This is a genomic window from Bifidobacterium sp. ESL0825 (assembly GCF_052606465.1).
Map to the genome: position 1 here is coordinate 63,994 of NZ_CP199589.1, position 14,943 is coordinate 78,936.

Here is a 14,943-nt window from a genome sequence, read left to right on the forward strand (position 1 = left end):
TTTCATACGACCTGCCTGGCTAGGTGCTCGTCTGCGCCACGCTTGGCCGTGCGGCTGGCAATATTGCGATGGAGCGCCGGCTGCTGATCAGCCCTTGACCTTGTCGCTGACCTGGTCCAGGGTCTGCATATCCTGGTCGCTCAGTTCCAGATGGGCAGCGGCCAGAAGGGCCGGCAGCTGCTCGGGGGTGCGTGCAGAGGCGATGGGGGCTGCGATCCCAGGCCTATGGTTGAGCCAGGCCAGGGCTACGGTGGCCAGCTCGACCCCGTGGGCCTTGGCGATGCCGTCCATGGCAGCGACCACGTCCAGTCCCTCCTGGGTGAAGAAGTCCTTGACCATGCCCTCGCGCTTTTTGCCCTTGAGGTCGTCCATGGTCCGGTACTTGCCCGTCAGGAAGCCCGAAGCCAGCGAGAAGTAAGGGAAGACCGCCAAATCCTCGTCCTTGGCGACCTGCATAAGGCCGCCCTCATAGGTCTTGCGGTAGACCAGGTTGTACTGGGGCTCCAGGGCCACCGGCAGGGTCAGGCCCTCCTTGCGTGCAATGCTGAACCATTCGCGGATCCGGTCAGGCGTGTAGTTGGACAGGCCGATGGCCCGGACCTTGCCCTCCTTGACCAGCTTGTCGAAGGCTGCCGCAGTCTCCTCCAAGGGGGTGGAGCTGTCGTCGAAGTGGGCGTAGTAGAGATCGATCACATCCAGGCCCAGCCTGAGCAGCGAGGCGTCGGCGGCGGCCTCGATGTTCTTGGCTGACAGGCCTGAGTACTGGGGGTGCTGGCTGACCTTGGTAGCCACCAGGACCTTGTTGCGGTTGCCGTTCTTGGCCAGCCAGCGGCCCAGGACGATCTCGGACTCGCCGCCGGAGTGGCCTGGGGCCCAGGCCGAGTAGACGTCGGCTGTATCGATCAGGTTGCCCCCGGCTTGTGTGTAGGCGTCCAGGACCTGGTCAGACACAGATTCGTCGCTGGTCCATCCGAAGGTGTTGCCGCCCAGGACCAGGGGGAAGATTTCGGCGTCGATGCCGCGTAGTTTTGCCATATTCATCCTTTCGGGTTGAAGACTTGTTAAACCGAGTCTATTACGGCTTATGCGCCCGAACCGATTATTCAGACGAGTCCATCATGTATGGTGATGAGAGGATAGGCCGGAATGGTGCGGTTCTCAGGTCCGGCCCCAAGGGTTTTAAGCTCGAAGGAGAACACTCATGCATCTGGGCATCGCCATTGTGATCGCCGTGCTGGTCCTGGCGCTGATCATCTTCCTTCTGGGGATTTTCGTGGTGCCCCAGCAGCAGGCGGACGTCATTGAGCGCTTCGGCAAGTACCACCGGGTGGCGCTGGCGGGCATCCACGCCAAGATCCCCTTGGTGGACCGGATAGCCGCCAAGACCAACCTGCGGGTCAACCAGCTGAACGTCAAGCTGGAGACCAAGACCAAGGACAACGTCTTCGTCACCGTGGAGGTCTCTGCACAGTTCCGGGTGGAGGCGGCCAACGTGTCTACGGCCTACTACGAGCTGGTCGACCCGGCGGGCCAGCTGCGCTCCTATATGGAGGACGCCCTCAGGTCGGCCATTCCCGCCCTGAGCCTGGATGACGCCTTCGCCCGCAAGGACGACATCGCCTCCGACGTGCAGCAGACCGTGGGCCAGGAGATGCAGCGCTTCGGGTTCTCGGTCATCAAGACCCTGGTCACGGCTATCGACCCCTCCGCCCAGGTCAAGCAGGCTATGGACTCCATCAACGCGGCCCAGCGTGAGAAGGAGGCCACCAGGGAGCGTGCCGAGGCCCGTCGGATCGAGATCGAGACCCAGGCCAGGGCCGATGCCGAGAAGACCAGGATGCAGGGCGAGGGCCAGGCTAACTACCGACGGGAGATCGCCAACGGCATTGTGGACCAGATCAACAGTCTGAGGGCCGTGGGCATGGATATCGATGCGGTCAACAATGTGGTGCTCTTCAACCAATATCTGGATGTGATGCGCTCGCTGGCCGAGTCCGACAATGCCAAGACCCTGGTTCTGCCTGCGGCGACCCCCGGTGGTTACAACGAGCTCTTCAACCAGATGACCGCAGCGCTGATGACCGCCCAGAGCACCCAGGGCAGTGCGGATCCCCGCCACGGCCGCAGGAGTGCGGGCGCAGAGGGCGGGGCCGGGACGCCGGCTCTGTAAGGCCGTGTCCTAAGAAGCAATTTCCGCATGGCAGGTCCTGCGGGGTCGGGGTTCAGCTTTTCAGGAAGTCGGCTATGGCCTCGGCGGCCCGATAGCCCTTGTCGTACATGGCGTTGAGTCCCTTGAGCGACTTGCTCAGCGTGGTCAGTCCGCACAGGCTGTCAGGGGCCAGGATGAGCACCCGACCCTCCTTTTCGGCCTGCTTGGCCAGGGCCACCTCGTCGTTGTAGGTGCGGTAACGCTCCATCAGGCGCTCGCCGGCCGCCGGATAAGTTCTGGCCAGGATCCGGGCCGGCAGGACATCCTTCTTCTGTTCGCGCAGAATATCCCTCTGGCGGGTCAGGACCAGGACGATGCGCTCGTAGCCCTCGTCCATGGCCTTGCGGACCGGGACCGGGTCGGCGATGCCGCCGTCCAGATAGGGCACCCCATCGATCATGTAGGGCTTGTTGGCCACCGGCACGGTGGATGAGGCCTTGAGGATGTCATAGTTGTCCTGGGCCAGGTCGGACTTGTCAAAGTAGACGGTGGATCCGTCAGTGGCCTTGCAGGCGACTACGGTGAACAGGGCCGGATTGGCCTTCAGAGCCTGGTAATCCAGCGGGCATTCTCCGTCGTGGGCCGACAGTTTGCCATAGACGTAGTCCAGGTCGACGAAGGTGTGCTTGGTCAGGAAGTTGCTCACGCTCGCGTACTCCTTGCGGGAGGAGTAGACGGTGTAGAAGCGGTAGCAGCGTCTGAGCTGGCCCGACAGGAATGAGGCCAGATTGGCGCTGCCGGCCGAGACCCCGTAGCAGTGATCGAAGGTGATGCCCTGCTCCATGCAGCGGTCGAAGACGCCGGCGCCGAAGATGGACCGGTAGCCGCCGCCTACGTCGATGACGGCTGTTCTTTTGCGTGCCATGGGCACCTCGTTTTCTGACAGATATCCGAGCTTGATGACAGCTTATGCGTGAACGTTGGACAAGCCGTTCAGGGGCGGCAGGAGGCCAGCAGCCGCTTGGACAGATCCAGCATGGCCGGTGAGGGATCGGAGTTGGCGATCTCTACTCTGCCGGTGCCGGGGCCCGGGTTGAGGGCATCGGCCTGGGCCAGCAGATCCTTGAGGTGGCGGGCCGTCCCAGGGTTGCCGTCGATCAGCGCCAGGCCTGGCGGGCAGATGCGGGCGATGGACTGGCGGAAGAAGACGAAGTGGGTGCAGCCCAGGACCAGGGCATCCAGGGTCTGCAGGTCATAGGGATCCAAATAACGGTGCAGGGTGGCATCGACCAGGGCCTGGTCATTCAGCCTGTCAGACTCCACAATGGTCACCAGGTCTGGGCAGGGCTGGGTCAGGATGGTGTGCCTGCCGGAGAACCGTGCCATCAGGCGTGAGAACTTGGCCTCCTTCAAGGTCAGCGGGGTGGCCGTGACCAGTACCCGCTGGGGTCGGCCTCCGCCACGTGTGCAAGCCAGCTTCAGGGCCGGCTCCATGCCGATGACCGGGACCGGGTAGCGTCGGCGCATTTCATCCACGCAGACGCTGGTGGCGGTGTTGCAGGCGATGACCATGGCCTTGACGCCCTGGTCCATGAACCGGTCGCCAATGACCTGGCAGCGCTGGGTGATCTGATCCGGCTTCTTGATGCCGTAGGGGGCGTAGGCGGAATCGCCAAAGTAGAGCAGGTTTTCTTGAGGAAGGAGGTTGCGGATGGCTGCAGTGACGCTCAGACCGCCGAGTCCGGAGTCGAAGATCCCGATCGGTGCATCTGATGTCATCTGATCCGCTCCTTTCGCAGCCGAAGAACCACCCTAGCCTGTCGCCGAAGGGCCGTACGCTACAAGCATGAGTATTCCCCGGACTGTTTACAAAATGCAAGCCACCGGCAACGATTTCGTGGTCTACGCCGATCCCCGGGGGGATCTGGAGCCTACGGCCGACCAGGTGCGCTGGCTGTGCGACCGTCATTTCGGAGTCGGAGCCGACGGGGTCATCCGGCTGACCCACCCGGCCGATGTCAGCGACCTGAACCAGGAGCAGGTGGATGCCTGCGACCGTTTCGGCTGCCAGTGGTTCATGGACTACCGCAATGCGGACGGTTCCTTGGCTCAGATGTGCGGCAACGGGACCCGGGCCATCACCCTCTTCGCCCAGAAGCAGGGGCTGACGCCGACTATGGAAGGCGCCTCCTTCCTGCTGGGGACCCGGGCCGGGGTCAAGCGGATCGTCTCGCGCAGTCCGATGAAGTGCGACGGCGATCATGTGTTCAAGGTCAAGGTCGGGGCCTGGCGGATGGGGCCGGTGGGGCAACAGCTGGTCGACGGCGGAGCCCTGGGAGGCTCGGCTCCTGGCACCATGGTGGATATGGGCAATCCTCATGCAGTCGTCCTGACTGCAGTCGCTGCCGAATTGGAGGCCGGTGGACTGCCCGGGACCGTGACCGAACTGCTGGCTAGGACCGACCTGCCCGATCCGGGCGATCTGGACCTGTCGGCCCCGCCGCGGGTCAGGCCCGGGCTGGCTGAGGGGCAGAATGTGGAATTCCTGCGTCTGGATGCCCTGGATGCCGACAATGGCAGCGGTCGGGCCACCATGAGGGTCTATGAGCGTGGGGTGGGCGAGACCCTGTCCTGCGGTACCGGTCTGTGCGCCAGCGGCGTGCTCTTGCGAGCCCTGACCGGGGTCGACCATTGGACCATCCAGGTGGGCGGGGGCCGTCTGAAGGTGGACGTGGATTCGCAGGATGTGTGGCTGACTGGACCGGCCAGAATGGTCGCCCGTCTGACCCTGGAGAATGTGCCAGACTGCTGATCAGCCGAAGAGGGCGGATCCTTCCACAGCCAGGACGGTAGTGGCCAGGGCGACCAGCCAGACCAGGTCGACCATCAGATCGAAGTGCCGCTGATAGTAGGTCAGCAGCCATCCCGACCTCTTGCGCGGCAGACCCTGCTGGATGACCGTGGCGTGGCTGAAGGCCATGAACTGCAGGCTGGTGGCGAAGGTCATGACCAGGCACCAGGGGCAGAGGGCGTGGATGACGAAGAGCGACTGGGCGAACAGCCAGAGCGCATAGGCCAGGGCGGCAAGCGAGGCCAGCCAGGTCCCTGCCGCCAGCAGCGCAGGCATTTTGATTCGGCACAGACCCACTACGGCCAGCGTCAGGAAGACAGCCTCAGCGACCAGCCCCAGAAAGGCATTGGGGATCGGCAGTGTGCCCAGGCGGATCAGCTCGGCTTGGGGGGACTGGGCCACGGCTGAGCAGGAGACCACCGAGTTTATGTCACAGCTGAGCTGGCCCTGGGGGTGACGCGCCAGTTGCAGGGTTTCCGCTGACAGGACCAGGCTGGCGTAGAGCGCCGCAAACGAGGTCAGGGCGGCGATCAGATAGCTGGAAGGGGCTGACGAGGTCGGTTCGCTCATGGGGTCCATCACCTCAATGGTCGGGAGGGTTCTCTGAGACGGGAACGCGTTCACGAGTTTAGGATGGAGGCATGACGCATGAGGATACTGTCGCGGTCTCCGGATGGGACCTGCACTGCCACACCGTGTTCTCCGACGGCACCGTGACGCCCCGGGGGATGGTCGAGCAGGCGCAGCAGCTGGGACTTGAGGGTCTGGCCATCACCGACCATGACACCAATGCGGGCTGGGATGAGGCCCGTCAGGCGGCTCAGGACCTGGGAATGCCCCTGCTGCCAGGCACCGAAATCACCGCCCAGGATGGCCATGTCTCGGTTCACATGCTGGCCTACCTCTATGATCCTGAGGATCCGGTCATCGCCGGGCTCTTCGCCAAGACCAGGGAGGCCAGGCTGACCAGGACCAGGACCATGGTCGAGCGGATCTCCCGGGATTACCCGATCACCTGGCAGGATGTGCTGGATCAGGTCAAGGAGGGGTCGAAGACCACGGTGGGCCGCCCGCATATCGCCGATGCATTGGTCAAGGCCGGTGTCTATGCCGACCGCAGCCAGGCCTTCGCCGGGGTCTGCTCCTCCGGAAGCGCCTACTATCTGCCAACGCCCTCGCCGACCACCCACCAGGTGCTGGCAGCCGTCAACCATGCAGGCGGCGTCCTGGTCGTCGCCCACCCCGGTGCAGTCAGTCGCAATCCCGTCCTGCTCTCCGACCAGCAGATAGCCGCTCTGGCCGGGGAGGGACTGGGAGGCCTGGAGGTCTGGCATCGGGACAATCCGCCCGAGCAGCGCCGACGGCTGCTGGCCCTGGCCCAGCGCTGGGGGCTGCTGGTGACCGGAGGATCGGACTGGCACGGCCAAGGCAAGCCCAATCGCATGGGGGAGAACAGCACCAGTGACGAGGTGGTGGCCCGAATCGTGGACAGGGCCCGGGGGAGCCGTCCGGTGGCCTGGAAGGGTTAGCGGATACGAATCGGGGGCGGTCGGACCACAAGGACCCGGCCGCCCCCGTCAGGCGATCACAGCCTCAGTCGGAGGAGCCTCCCAGGACACCGAAGCCGACCGGATGGGTGGTGTCCGAACCGACCACTGCGTAGCCCAGGGACTCCTTAGGAACAATGATGTGCCGGCCCTTGTCGTCCACCAGATCGATGGGCCCGCCCTCGTTCAGGGCCTGGGCGATGTGTGCAGCCACCTCGTCCGCCTTGGCATTGGTGCTGAAGTTGACCGTCCGGGCCACATTTTTGATGCCGAATTCGATATCCATTGCTACCTCCAAGGTTGTTTTCCGTCGCCCAGACCTGCCGGCCCACGGTTCTTCCGGTCTCATTATTCGCTGGCCCGGGTGATTACGCTCTAAGCGTCTCCCTGATGCTCCTCCGGGGAAGAGCCGCTTTCCGGCGGTGATGCCGATGCCTGTCCGTCTGCAGTGAGCGTGGGGGTCTGCTCGGGCAGGGGCTTTCTGGGAATGACGACGGTCTCAGCCTGATCGCTGGCGAGGGCTTGAGCTGACGAGGCATCATGCGGCTGGGAAGCGGCCTCTCCTGCCCCAGCGGGGTTCGAGGACTGGCTGTCTACGGACGGGTCGCTCGTTGCAGCCTTTGGATTCGCCTCGCCATCCGTATCCTCGTCGCCGGTGGCTGGACTGCCGATGCCGCGGAAATGATCGCTCAGGCCTGATTCCTCTTCTTGGGCAACAGGAGCAACAGCTGGTGGCTTGGGTTGATTGTCGCTGCCAAGGTTTGTGCTCTGGGCCTGTCTGATGGGCTTGTTCCTGGCTTCGGAATGGTCCATGGCGGTCTGGGTCTGAGCCAGGTCAGCCATTTCTGCCCTGCTGATGGCGATGGTGGCCGAGCTCTCATCCGAGGGTTCAAAGGAGGGTTCCTTAGGTGAGGTTGCCGCATCTGCCGCGGCGAGGCCCTGTTCTGATGCCGGATTCTCGGCATTGTCGTCGCCGAGCAGGGTGCCCACGGTGATGGTGGAGGGTGCCCCAGTGGGTGACGAACCGGAAGTCTGCTGCTGACGACGGGCGCGCTGGTTCTGCTCGTGGTCGCCCAACTGCTGGGCCAGACGCTCCACCTGGGCCTTGAATTGGATGATCTGTTCGTTGTCGGCATGATCCAGGGCGGTGATGAAGTCGCCCACCTGCTCCATCTGCAGCCAGAGATTGGCTCGGAGCATGATCAGGTCGTCCAGCCGAGCCCCCATCATCCTGCCGTAGGCTGCAATGACTGCGTTGCGGCGGGATCCATCCAGCTTGGCGAAGATCCAGGCCAGGTCACGGGCAGGATCGTTGACCTGCATGTCCTGCCAACCGTAGACCCCGCTCAGCCCGGAGCCTGCATAGAGTAGGTCGCCGTCGGAAAAGCCTCCGTGCACGGTGCATGTTTCAAAGGACCAGAGTCCGTCGGTCGCCACGATGGATGCCCAGGAATCGGTGATTTCCTTGGGCACGTGGCCGTCCATGCGCAGCCGCTTGATCCATCCCCGCAGTTGGGCCGCGATCTGGGCAGTGGAGAAGGCTGGGTATCCGTGGGTTTTCAGAAAATCAGGGCGCACCCGGTGGATGGCGCCGATGGCGGTGCCTGCGGCGGTGCATTCGTTCAACGTCAGCAGATGGAGGGGACGGATTCGGCCTGGGCAGTGGGTCATGACGGCAACAGCTGTGGTGCCGGTCGGGCTATCGGCCTTCTCGCCGGGCTGGTAGGCCAGGATGTGCTCGACCCTGAAGCCCATGGCCGCCATCTCCTTGGCATCGGCCAGAGCCTGAGCCGCCTTGACCCGAGCGGCCAACCGGCGCTTGCCGGCTTCCGAGCTGGTGGCCCAGACGTCGTAGACGTTGCCGGTCGCGTCCTGGACCACCGCACAGTCCACGCCCTGTGCGCGGTCAAGGCTGCTGAGCTGGTCGCAGTCCCGCGCGCCGGTCATGGGCACCTCGGGCATGGCGGCCGACGCCAGGGCAGCCAGGGTCAGCTTCGTTCGTTCACTCACATTCTCAAGGATAATACAAGGACTGTTGTGAATACGGTTGTCCACTTGACCACATGGCACGCCGCAGCGGGTTCCGGTACCGGCCTTTGACACAATGGGGGTGTGCATGAGGATGAGGAACGATTGCTACAGGGTCTGGATCCTGCCCAGCGGCAGGCGGCCACTGTGCTTGACGGGCCTGTGCGGATCGTAGCAGGGGCCGGGGCTGGCAAGACCAGGACCATCACCCGGCGTATGGCTTATGCCTGCGCCAGTGGCAGCTGGGAGCCCTCCAGAACCTTGGCAGTGACTTTTTCGGTCCGTGCCGCAGCCGAGATGCGTGATCGTCTGACCAAGCTTGGCGTGTCGGCCTCCCTGCAGGCGGCGACCTTTCACTCGGCGGCCCTGCGCCAGCTCAGGCGGGTCTGGCCCCAGGTCAGCGAGACCTATCTTCCGGATCTGATCGAGGATGTGGCCCCCCTGGTGTCCTCCGCCTGCCAGCGGGTCTGCGGTGAGGAGGCCGACCCGGGCCAGGTCAGGGACCTGACTGCGGAGATCAACTGGGCCAAGGTGGGGCTGATCGCCCCTCAGGACTACGTTCGGGTCTGCGCGGCCAGTCACCGTCTGCCGCCGGCTGGTCTGGAGGCTGATCGGATGGCCGACCTGTACACGGTCTTCGAGAGCTCCAAGGCCGCCCATAATCAGATGGACTTTAACGATATCCTTCTGCTGGTTTGCCACATTTTGGAAGAGGGCGGCCAGGCTGCTGCTGACATTCGAGACCGCATCGGCTGGCTGACCGTGGACGAGTACCAGGATGTCTCGCCCCTGCAGCATCGGTTGCTCAAGCTCTGGCTCAACGGCAGGCAGAACCTGTGCGTGGTGGGGGACCCGGCCCAGACCATTTACTCCTTTGCGGGGGCCACCTCCTACTATCTGCTGAACTTTCCCCAGGAATTCCCGGGAATCAAGGCCGATCTGGACCTGACCACCGACTACCGGTCCACGGGAAGAGTGGTTCACTACGCTAATGGCATTCTGGCTCGCTCGCCGGTGCGTGACGACTACCTGAAGCTGGCATCAGCCCGCCAGGAGGGCAGCAGGGTCGCGATGACCCGTTACGAGGACGATGGTGAAGAGGCTGGGGCAGTGGCCTCCCGTATATCCTCCATGATCCGGAAGGGGGCCCGTCCCGGCCAGTTTGCAATCCTGACCCGGATCAACGCCCAGCAGACCCTGATCTGCCGTGCCCTGCACGAATGCGGGATCGGCTACCGGGTGCGCACGGAGTCGGGCTGGCAGAACCAGTCGGTCGATCTGAGCAAACATGAGGTACTGGAGCAGCTGGAGAGCGGCATGGGCCAGGGGAGGGTCACGGTCTCCACCATTCATGCTGCCAAGGGGTTGGAGTTCGCCCATGTCTTCATCGTGGGCTGTGCCGAGGGGCTGATTCCCTTTGGCTCACCGCCCGAGGGGGATGCTCTGGAGGAGGAGCGCCGCCTTATGTATGTAGGGGTGACCCGAGCAGAGGACACCCTGCATCTTTCCTATGCGGAGCACAAGGACGGCAGCGCCTTTGCCCGGCGTGCTCCCAGCCGGTTCATTCACCGCTGAGCACTATCGACTCGGCCCCTCGGAACGCGGGGAGAGGGAGTGCGATTCAAGCTTGGTTGCCGTCCGAATCGCCCTTGTCTGAGTTGTTCTGGTCCGGGTGACCGCTGTCGGGGTCCTTGGAATCGGTGCCGGCGCTTTTCTGATTGCCGGGGGCTTCGTGGTCTGAATGCTCCTGGTCATTTGAAGCGTCGGAATCGGAAGCGTCGGAGTCTGCAGGGGTGGCCAGATCGGCAGAGGAATCCTTGTCTTCGGCATTCAGCAGTTTGTCCAGCTCGGCATCCCAGTCCACCGAGGTGGCGGAAGTGGAGGCCTTCTGCTCGGATTGCCCATCTGCAGAGGTGGATGCTCCGCCCTGGCCGCCTTCGTCCTTGACAGGCAGGGAAGGCAGCAGGTCAGGATGGGACCAGTGGCCGTCACGGCCCTGGACTCCCTCCTCGGCGGTGATGCGCTCCCAGAGGTCGGCGGCCTCGCGCAGCCGCTTGGGGTGAAGATGCAGGCCCAGCAGGGACTCGAAGGTCTGCTCGGCCGGCCCCCCTACGGCGCGCTCGCGTCGGGTCATCTCCCGCAGCTGCTCCAGGTGGGGCAGGTGGGCCATTCCGGCATTCCAGATCACGCAATCCACCCAGCCGTCCACCAGGGCCAGCAGGTCGCCCAGGCTGTGCAGGGCCTCCTTCTGCTCAGGGGTGTCCTCGATGCCGACATTGCTGAGGTTGATGGCGCCGGCGATGGATTCGGGATTGATCTGGTCGGCGTCGCGCAGCTGATCCTCCACCGCGTCCAGGTCGATGGAGACCCCCCGGGCGTACTTGCCGATCAGGGCCTCGAAGCGCGGCATCAGCCAGGGGACGGCGGCGTAGAGCCGGGCGTGGGCGGCCTCCTTGAGGGCCATGTAACGGGTGACCTCGTCCAGATCCAGTTCCAATGATTTGGCGTAGGCCTTGATGTTCTGCGGTATAAGGGCTCCGGCGGGGTTCTTCAGCAGCGGGATGCCCTGGTCGAATCCTCCGCGGACCTCCTTGGCCAGCTCGCCGGCGGCCTGCCCCAGCTGCATGGCGAATGAGGTGTTCCCCAGCAGTCTCATCAGCGTGGTCGGATCCTTGAGATTGTCGGGCAGGGGGATGGGCACAGGTCCGGCGAACATCCCCGAAATCTCGCCTTGGTCGAAACCTTGGAAGCGCTGGTTGATGACGGAGGTCAGGGCCTCGCTGACCGCCTGGGCCACAGGCGAGGCGAACTGGACCCAGGCGTCTATGCTGCCCTCGATCCATCCGGCACGGGTCAAGGCTTCGGTCTGGCCTGGGGCGGGGTCGAAGGAGCAGACGGTGTCCAGCCAGAGGTTGGCCTCGCTCATGACCCGGGCCACGCGGTCGCTGTCCTCGGCTGTGACGGTAGTATCGGACTGGTCGGCCCTGGTGCGTCCCAGGGCGATGTTCTTGGCCAGCACAAGGTTGATGGGCCCCCGGTCGGCCTGGGCCTGCATGTCAGCCGGCGTGTTCAGCCCTCCGGCCGTGAAAGCCTGAATCAGGGCCTGAACCTCGGCGGGTTTGGGCAGCTGATCGGCTCCCTGGGCCGCCATCTGCGAGCGGATGGACTCAGGCAGCTGTGAGAACTGACTCCAGGCCAGCTCGCCCTGCACCGGGCCGAAGCACTCGATGAGCCATTGGTGGATTGCATTCTCGTCCATTGCTTTGATTCCAGTCCTCGCCAAGGCAGGCCGTCCGCCATCGAGGTCGACGTCTGCCGGGATTATCGTCTTCATCAACCATAATATTGGAGCTATGACACTTCCGCACGGGAAATCGGATCACTGCGCCACAGGCGCACCCGAAAGGCAAATCGGGACGCTTGGCGGACCCACCCGCAAAATGCTGGTCGGCGGTCTTCTGATCATTCTGGCCCTCCTGGTGCTTTTCCTCCCCTCGCCCTATACCATCGAGACGCCCGGACCCACCCAGGATGTGCTGGGAAGTTCAAAAGGCTCACCGGTCATCAAGGTCAAGGGCGGCCAGGTCCACCATGACAAGGGCCGTCTGCTGATGACCACGGTCAATGCCCGCGGAATCCCCGGTTATCCGGCCTCCAATCTGGATGCCCTGGTGGGCTGGGCCGACCCCCACGCCACGGTGCTTCCCCAGGAGGCCGTGGTGCCTCCCGGGCAGAGTGTGGAGGAGTACAGGCGCCAGGAGCAGGGTGATATGCACGGCTCCCAGAAGGCTGCCTCGGCCCAGGCTCTGGCCTTCCTCAAGGCCCGGGGATACGACGTCTCAGGCCTGCAGTTCAGCATGAGGGTGGCCGACATCGGCGGTCCCTCGGCTGGGCTCATGTACACCCTGGGGGCCATCGACAAGATCACTCCGGAGCAGGAGACCGGTAGTCTGACCATCGCAGGTACCGGCACTATGGACCAGAAGGGACGGGTCGGTGCCATCGGCGGCATCCAGCTGAAGATGCTGGGCGCCAGGCGGGACGGCGCCACCTGGTTCCTGGCCCCGGCGGCTAATTGCCCACAGGTGGCGGGCCATGTGCCACAGGGACTGCGCGACGTGCGGGTATCCACCTTGGACGAGGCCTACAAGGCCCTGGTGGCCATCGGCCATGGCCAGGGGGAGGGGCTGCCCCGCTGCACAGCCGCCAAGGGCAGATAAGACAAGGCCGGTCCAATTGGTGAATTCCGGCAGTCTTGTTATGCTGAAGCCGTGGCTGAGACTACAACCTATACAGCGGAAGAGTTCGGTTTCCATCCCGGCGATATCGTTCAGGAATGGATGTGGGACGACGATGTCGACGACGGGATCCGGACCAGGATCGAGGATCTGACCGGCGAAGAGCTGGTGGACGAGGACTATGACGCAGCCGTGGATGGGGTCATCATCTGGTGGCGGGACGGCGATGCCGAGGACGATTTGGCAGATACCATCATGGATGCCTCGGCCATGGTCAACAAGGGTGCGCCGTTCTGGGTGCTGACTCCCAAACCCGGCAGACCGGGGGCATCGGCTCCAGGGGTCGTCTCCAATGCGGCCAAGACCGCGGGCATGAACGCCCTGATGCCCACCACCGCCAGCAAGGATTGGAACGCCACCCAGCTGCGGGCTTTCGGCAAGGGCAAGTAAGTTTTCTGGCTGCAGAAGCGCCAATGAACGAGGTGGTGGACATCAGGATCAACCGATGCCCGCCACCTCGCTGTCTTTCATAAGGGATTCCCCGGAGGAATCCGTCTGCCCAGCGGTCTTTACTGCACGCTCTTCTCAGCAATGGCGGGATCCGCCGTCGTGGCCTTGTTCTGATATTCGGCCAGCAGGGTGCGCGAACGGATGTCGCAGAGGTTGGCCACCAGGGCCATGATCAAGATGACCAGGCCCACCAGGAAGATCCAATGCAGGCCGTCGAAGACGATGGTGCGGGCCGGGCCCAGCAGACGCGATGGAATGCTCCCTGCCGTGGCCGGGTTGATCATGCTGTTCATCATGTCCTCGGTCAGTCCCTTATGCTCAGGCACCTCGCGGGCGATGACCGTGTTCATGACGATGCCGAAGATGGAGACCATCAGGGTCTGCCCCAGGGACCGAGCCAGGGTGTTGAAGCTGGTCGAGGCGCCCACGTCGCCTGAGGGCACCACGCTCTGGGCGGTGATGGTCGAGGTGGTGATGGTCAGTCCGAAGCCGAAGCCGACCACGGCCGAGATGACCAGGAAGACCCAGTAGGCGGTGGCTTGGGGGACGGCTATGTAGCAGATGCAGGCCGTCAGGATGAAGGCCAGGCCGATGTTGGTGGCCCGGTGCGGCGGGTGATGCATGGTCAGCGGTCCGGCCAAGTAGGCGCCCAGGAGCCAGAGAATGGAGGATGGGGTGACCACAAAGCCGCCCAGGGAGGGGTTCATTCCCAGAACAGACTGCATCCAGATGGGCATGTAGGTGTCGAAGCCCATGAGGAATCCGGCCACCAGGAGCATGCAGATGTTTTGGATGACGAAGGTCCTGATGCGGAAGAGCCGCAGAGGCAGGATGGGGTCCTCCTGGCGGCCCTCCACATGAAGCAGCAGGGCAAAGGTGACCACGGTGGCTGCAGCCAAGATCAGGGTAATTCGCGTATCGCCCGCCGATCCCAGGCTCTGCAGGCAGAGCATCAGGCAGATCAGACAGACGCTGAGCAGTCCGATGCCGATGTAGTCGACGCGGGTTTCACGCGCCTGGATATGCTCGCTCAGGAAAATCTGGATCATGATGATGACCAGCAGGCCGATGGGCACGTTGATGGCGAAGACCCAGTGCCAGCTTATCTGCTGGACGATGAAGCCTCCCAGCAGGGGGGCGATGATGGAGGCGATGCCCCAGGCCGAGCCGTTCAGGCCGATCATGCCCGCCCGCTTGTCCAGGGGATAGATGTCGGCCAGGACCGTGTAGGTCAGCGGCTGGATGGCGCCGGCCCCCAGGCCCTGCAGAAAACGGGCGCCGATCAGCTGGGGCATGGACTGGGAGAGGGCGCACAGGGTGGATCCGATCACGAAGACCAGCAGTCCGATGGTCAGCAGCGGCTTGCGGCCGAAGCGGTCCGAAAGCTTGCCGTAGATGGGCGTGGTGACCGCTGTCATGAGCAGATAGATGGAGTAGACCCAGTTCATGATGGACAGCCCATGCAGGTCCCCGATGATGGTGGGCATGGCGGTGGAGACGATGGTCCCCTCGATGGCCGTCATGAAGGTGGCGATGAAGACCGCCACCGTCACCAGGGTGCGGTTGGTCTTCCTGCCGCTGCCTGTATCGACTGTCTGTGACAATCCGAACCCCCCTTTT

General features: G+C 63.8%; 14 protein-coding genes. 6 read left to right on the forward strand and 8 right to left on the reverse strand.

All coding sequences use genetic code 11. From position 1 onward, the window contains the following. Window positions 1–87: 87 nt before the first annotated feature. The gene (locus ACUIAG_RS00230; RefSeq protein ID WP_445339783.1) at window positions 88–1,035 is read right to left on the reverse strand and encodes an aldo/keto reductase; all 948 of its coding nucleotides are present in this window, start codon (window positions 1,033–1,035) and stop codon (window positions 88–90) included. Window positions 1,036–1,201: 166 nt separating this feature from the next. Between ACUIAG_RS00230 and ACUIAG_RS00235 the strand changes: the two genes are divergently transcribed. After that, on the forward strand, window positions 1,202–2,170 hold the full coding sequence (locus ACUIAG_RS00235; RefSeq protein WP_445339784.1) for an SPFH domain-containing protein: 969 nt from the start codon (window positions 1,202–1,204) through the stop codon (window positions 2,168–2,170). A 52-nt stretch (window positions 2,171–2,222) separates the two neighbouring features. On the opposite strand, the gene ACUIAG_RS00240 is transcribed toward ACUIAG_RS00235, so the two are convergent. Continuing rightward, complete coding sequence (locus ACUIAG_RS00240; RefSeq protein ID WP_045924054.1) at window positions 2,223–3,074, reverse strand: patatin-like phospholipase family protein; 852 nt, start codon at window positions 3,072–3,074, stop codon at window positions 2,223–2,225. Between the two features lie 68 nt (window positions 3,075–3,142). Continuing rightward, complete coding sequence (gene murI, locus ACUIAG_RS00245; RefSeq protein ID WP_445339785.1) at window positions 3,143–3,928, reverse strand: glutamate racemase; 786 nt, start codon at window positions 3,926–3,928, stop codon at window positions 3,143–3,145. 67 nt (window positions 3,929–3,995) lie between these two features. Here murI and dapF point away from each other — a divergent pair, with 67 nt between their 5' ends. Beyond that, on the forward strand, window positions 3,996–4,961 hold the full coding sequence (gene dapF, locus ACUIAG_RS00250; RefSeq protein WP_445339786.1) for a diaminopimelate epimerase: 966 nt from the start codon (window positions 3,996–3,998) through the stop codon (window positions 4,959–4,961). Here the strand turns inward: dapF and ACUIAG_RS00255 are convergent, their stop codons facing one another. Continuing rightward, complete coding sequence (locus ACUIAG_RS00255) at window positions 4,962–5,570, reverse strand: vitamin K epoxide reductase family protein (protein ID WP_445339787.1); 609 nt, start codon at window positions 5,568–5,570, stop codon at window positions 4,962–4,964. Between the two features lie 71 nt (window positions 5,571–5,641). Here ACUIAG_RS00255 and ACUIAG_RS00260 point away from each other — a divergent pair, with 71 nt between their 5' ends. Beyond that, window positions 5,642–6,529 (forward strand): PHP domain-containing protein, encoded by an 888-nt coding sequence (locus tag ACUIAG_RS00260; RefSeq protein WP_445339788.1) that lies wholly within the window; start codon window positions 5,642–5,644, stop codon window positions 6,527–6,529. 64 nt (window positions 6,530–6,593) lie between these two features. Here ACUIAG_RS00260 and ACUIAG_RS00265 read toward each other — a convergent pair whose 3' ends face one another. Next, entirely contained in the window at window positions 6,594–6,833 is a 240-nt protein-coding gene (locus tag ACUIAG_RS00265; RefSeq protein ID WP_024627268.1) for a DUF3107 domain-containing protein, read from the reverse strand. An 89-nt stretch (window positions 6,834–6,922) separates the two neighbouring features. Then, complete coding sequence (locus ACUIAG_RS00270; RefSeq protein WP_445339789.1) at window positions 6,923–8,557, reverse strand: phosphotransferase; 1,635 nt, start codon at window positions 8,555–8,557, stop codon at window positions 6,923–6,925. A 102-nt stretch (window positions 8,558–8,659) separates the two neighbouring features. Here ACUIAG_RS00270 and ACUIAG_RS00275 point away from each other — a divergent pair, with 102 nt between their 5' ends. Further along, on the forward strand, window positions 8,660–10,150 hold the full coding sequence (locus ACUIAG_RS00275; RefSeq protein ID WP_045924060.1) for an ATP-dependent helicase: 1,491 nt from the start codon (window positions 8,660–8,662) through the stop codon (window positions 10,148–10,150). Between the two features lie 46 nt (window positions 10,151–10,196). On the opposite strand, the gene ACUIAG_RS00280 is transcribed toward ACUIAG_RS00275, so the two are convergent. Continuing rightward, entirely contained in the window at window positions 10,197–11,834 is a 1,638-nt protein-coding gene (locus ACUIAG_RS00280) for a zinc-dependent metalloprotease (protein WP_445339790.1), read from the reverse strand. A gap of 94 nt (window positions 11,835–11,928) precedes the next feature. On the opposite strand from ACUIAG_RS00280, the gene ACUIAG_RS00285 reads away from it, so the two are divergent. Further along, on the forward strand, window positions 11,929–12,795 hold the full coding sequence (locus tag ACUIAG_RS00285) for a S16 family serine protease (protein WP_445339791.1): 867 nt from the start codon (window positions 11,929–11,931) through the stop codon (window positions 12,793–12,795). A gap of 51 nt (window positions 12,796–12,846) precedes the next feature. After that, window positions 12,847–13,263, forward strand: coding sequence for a DUF3052 domain-containing protein (locus ACUIAG_RS00290; protein ID WP_045924062.1), 417 nt, complete (start codon window positions 12,847–12,849; stop codon window positions 13,261–13,263). Between the two features lie 119 nt (window positions 13,264–13,382). Here ACUIAG_RS00290 and ACUIAG_RS00295 read toward each other — a convergent pair whose 3' ends face one another. Beyond that, on the reverse strand, window positions 13,383–14,927 hold the full coding sequence (locus tag ACUIAG_RS00295; protein ID WP_445339792.1) for an MDR family MFS transporter: 1,545 nt from the start codon (window positions 14,925–14,927) through the stop codon (window positions 13,383–13,385). Window positions 14,928–14,943 lie beyond the last annotated feature (16 nt).

Excerpts from the sequence above, each read along its gene's own strand:
- ACUIAG_RS00230 (WP_445339783.1), bottom strand. The coding sequence starts at position 1,035 with ATGGCAAAACTACGCGGCATCGACGCCGAAATCTTCCCCCTGGTCCTG.
- ACUIAG_RS00235 (WP_445339784.1), top strand. The coding sequence starts at position 1,202 with ATGCATCTGGGCATCGCCATTGTGATCGCCGTGCTGGTCCTGGCGCTG.
- ACUIAG_RS00240 (WP_045924054.1), bottom strand. The coding sequence starts at position 3,074 with ATGGCACGCAAAAGAACAGCCGTCATCGACGTAGGCGGCGGCTACCGG.
- murI (WP_445339785.1), bottom strand. The coding sequence starts at position 3,928 with ATGACATCAGATGCACCGATCGGGATCTTCGACTCCGGACTCGGCGGT.
- dapF (WP_445339786.1), top strand. The coding sequence starts at position 3,996 with ATGAGTATTCCCCGGACTGTTTACAAAATGCAAGCCACCGGCAACGAT.
- ACUIAG_RS00255 (WP_445339787.1), bottom strand. The coding sequence starts at position 5,570 with ATGAGCGAACCGACCTCGTCAGCCCCTTCCAGCTATCTGATCGCCGCC.
- ACUIAG_RS00260 (WP_445339788.1), top strand. The coding sequence starts at position 5,642 with ATGACGCATGAGGATACTGTCGCGGTCTCCGGATGGGACCTGCACTGC.
- ACUIAG_RS00265 (WP_024627268.1), bottom strand. The coding sequence starts at position 6,833 with ATGGATATCGAATTCGGCATCAAAAATGTGGCCCGGACGGTCAACTTC.
- ACUIAG_RS00280 (WP_445339790.1), bottom strand. The coding sequence starts at position 11,834 with ATGGACGAGAATGCAATCCACCAATGGCTCATCGAGTGCTTCGGCCCG.
- ACUIAG_RS00285 (WP_445339791.1), top strand. The coding sequence starts at position 11,929 with ATGACACTTCCGCACGGGAAATCGGATCACTGCGCCACAGGCGCACCC.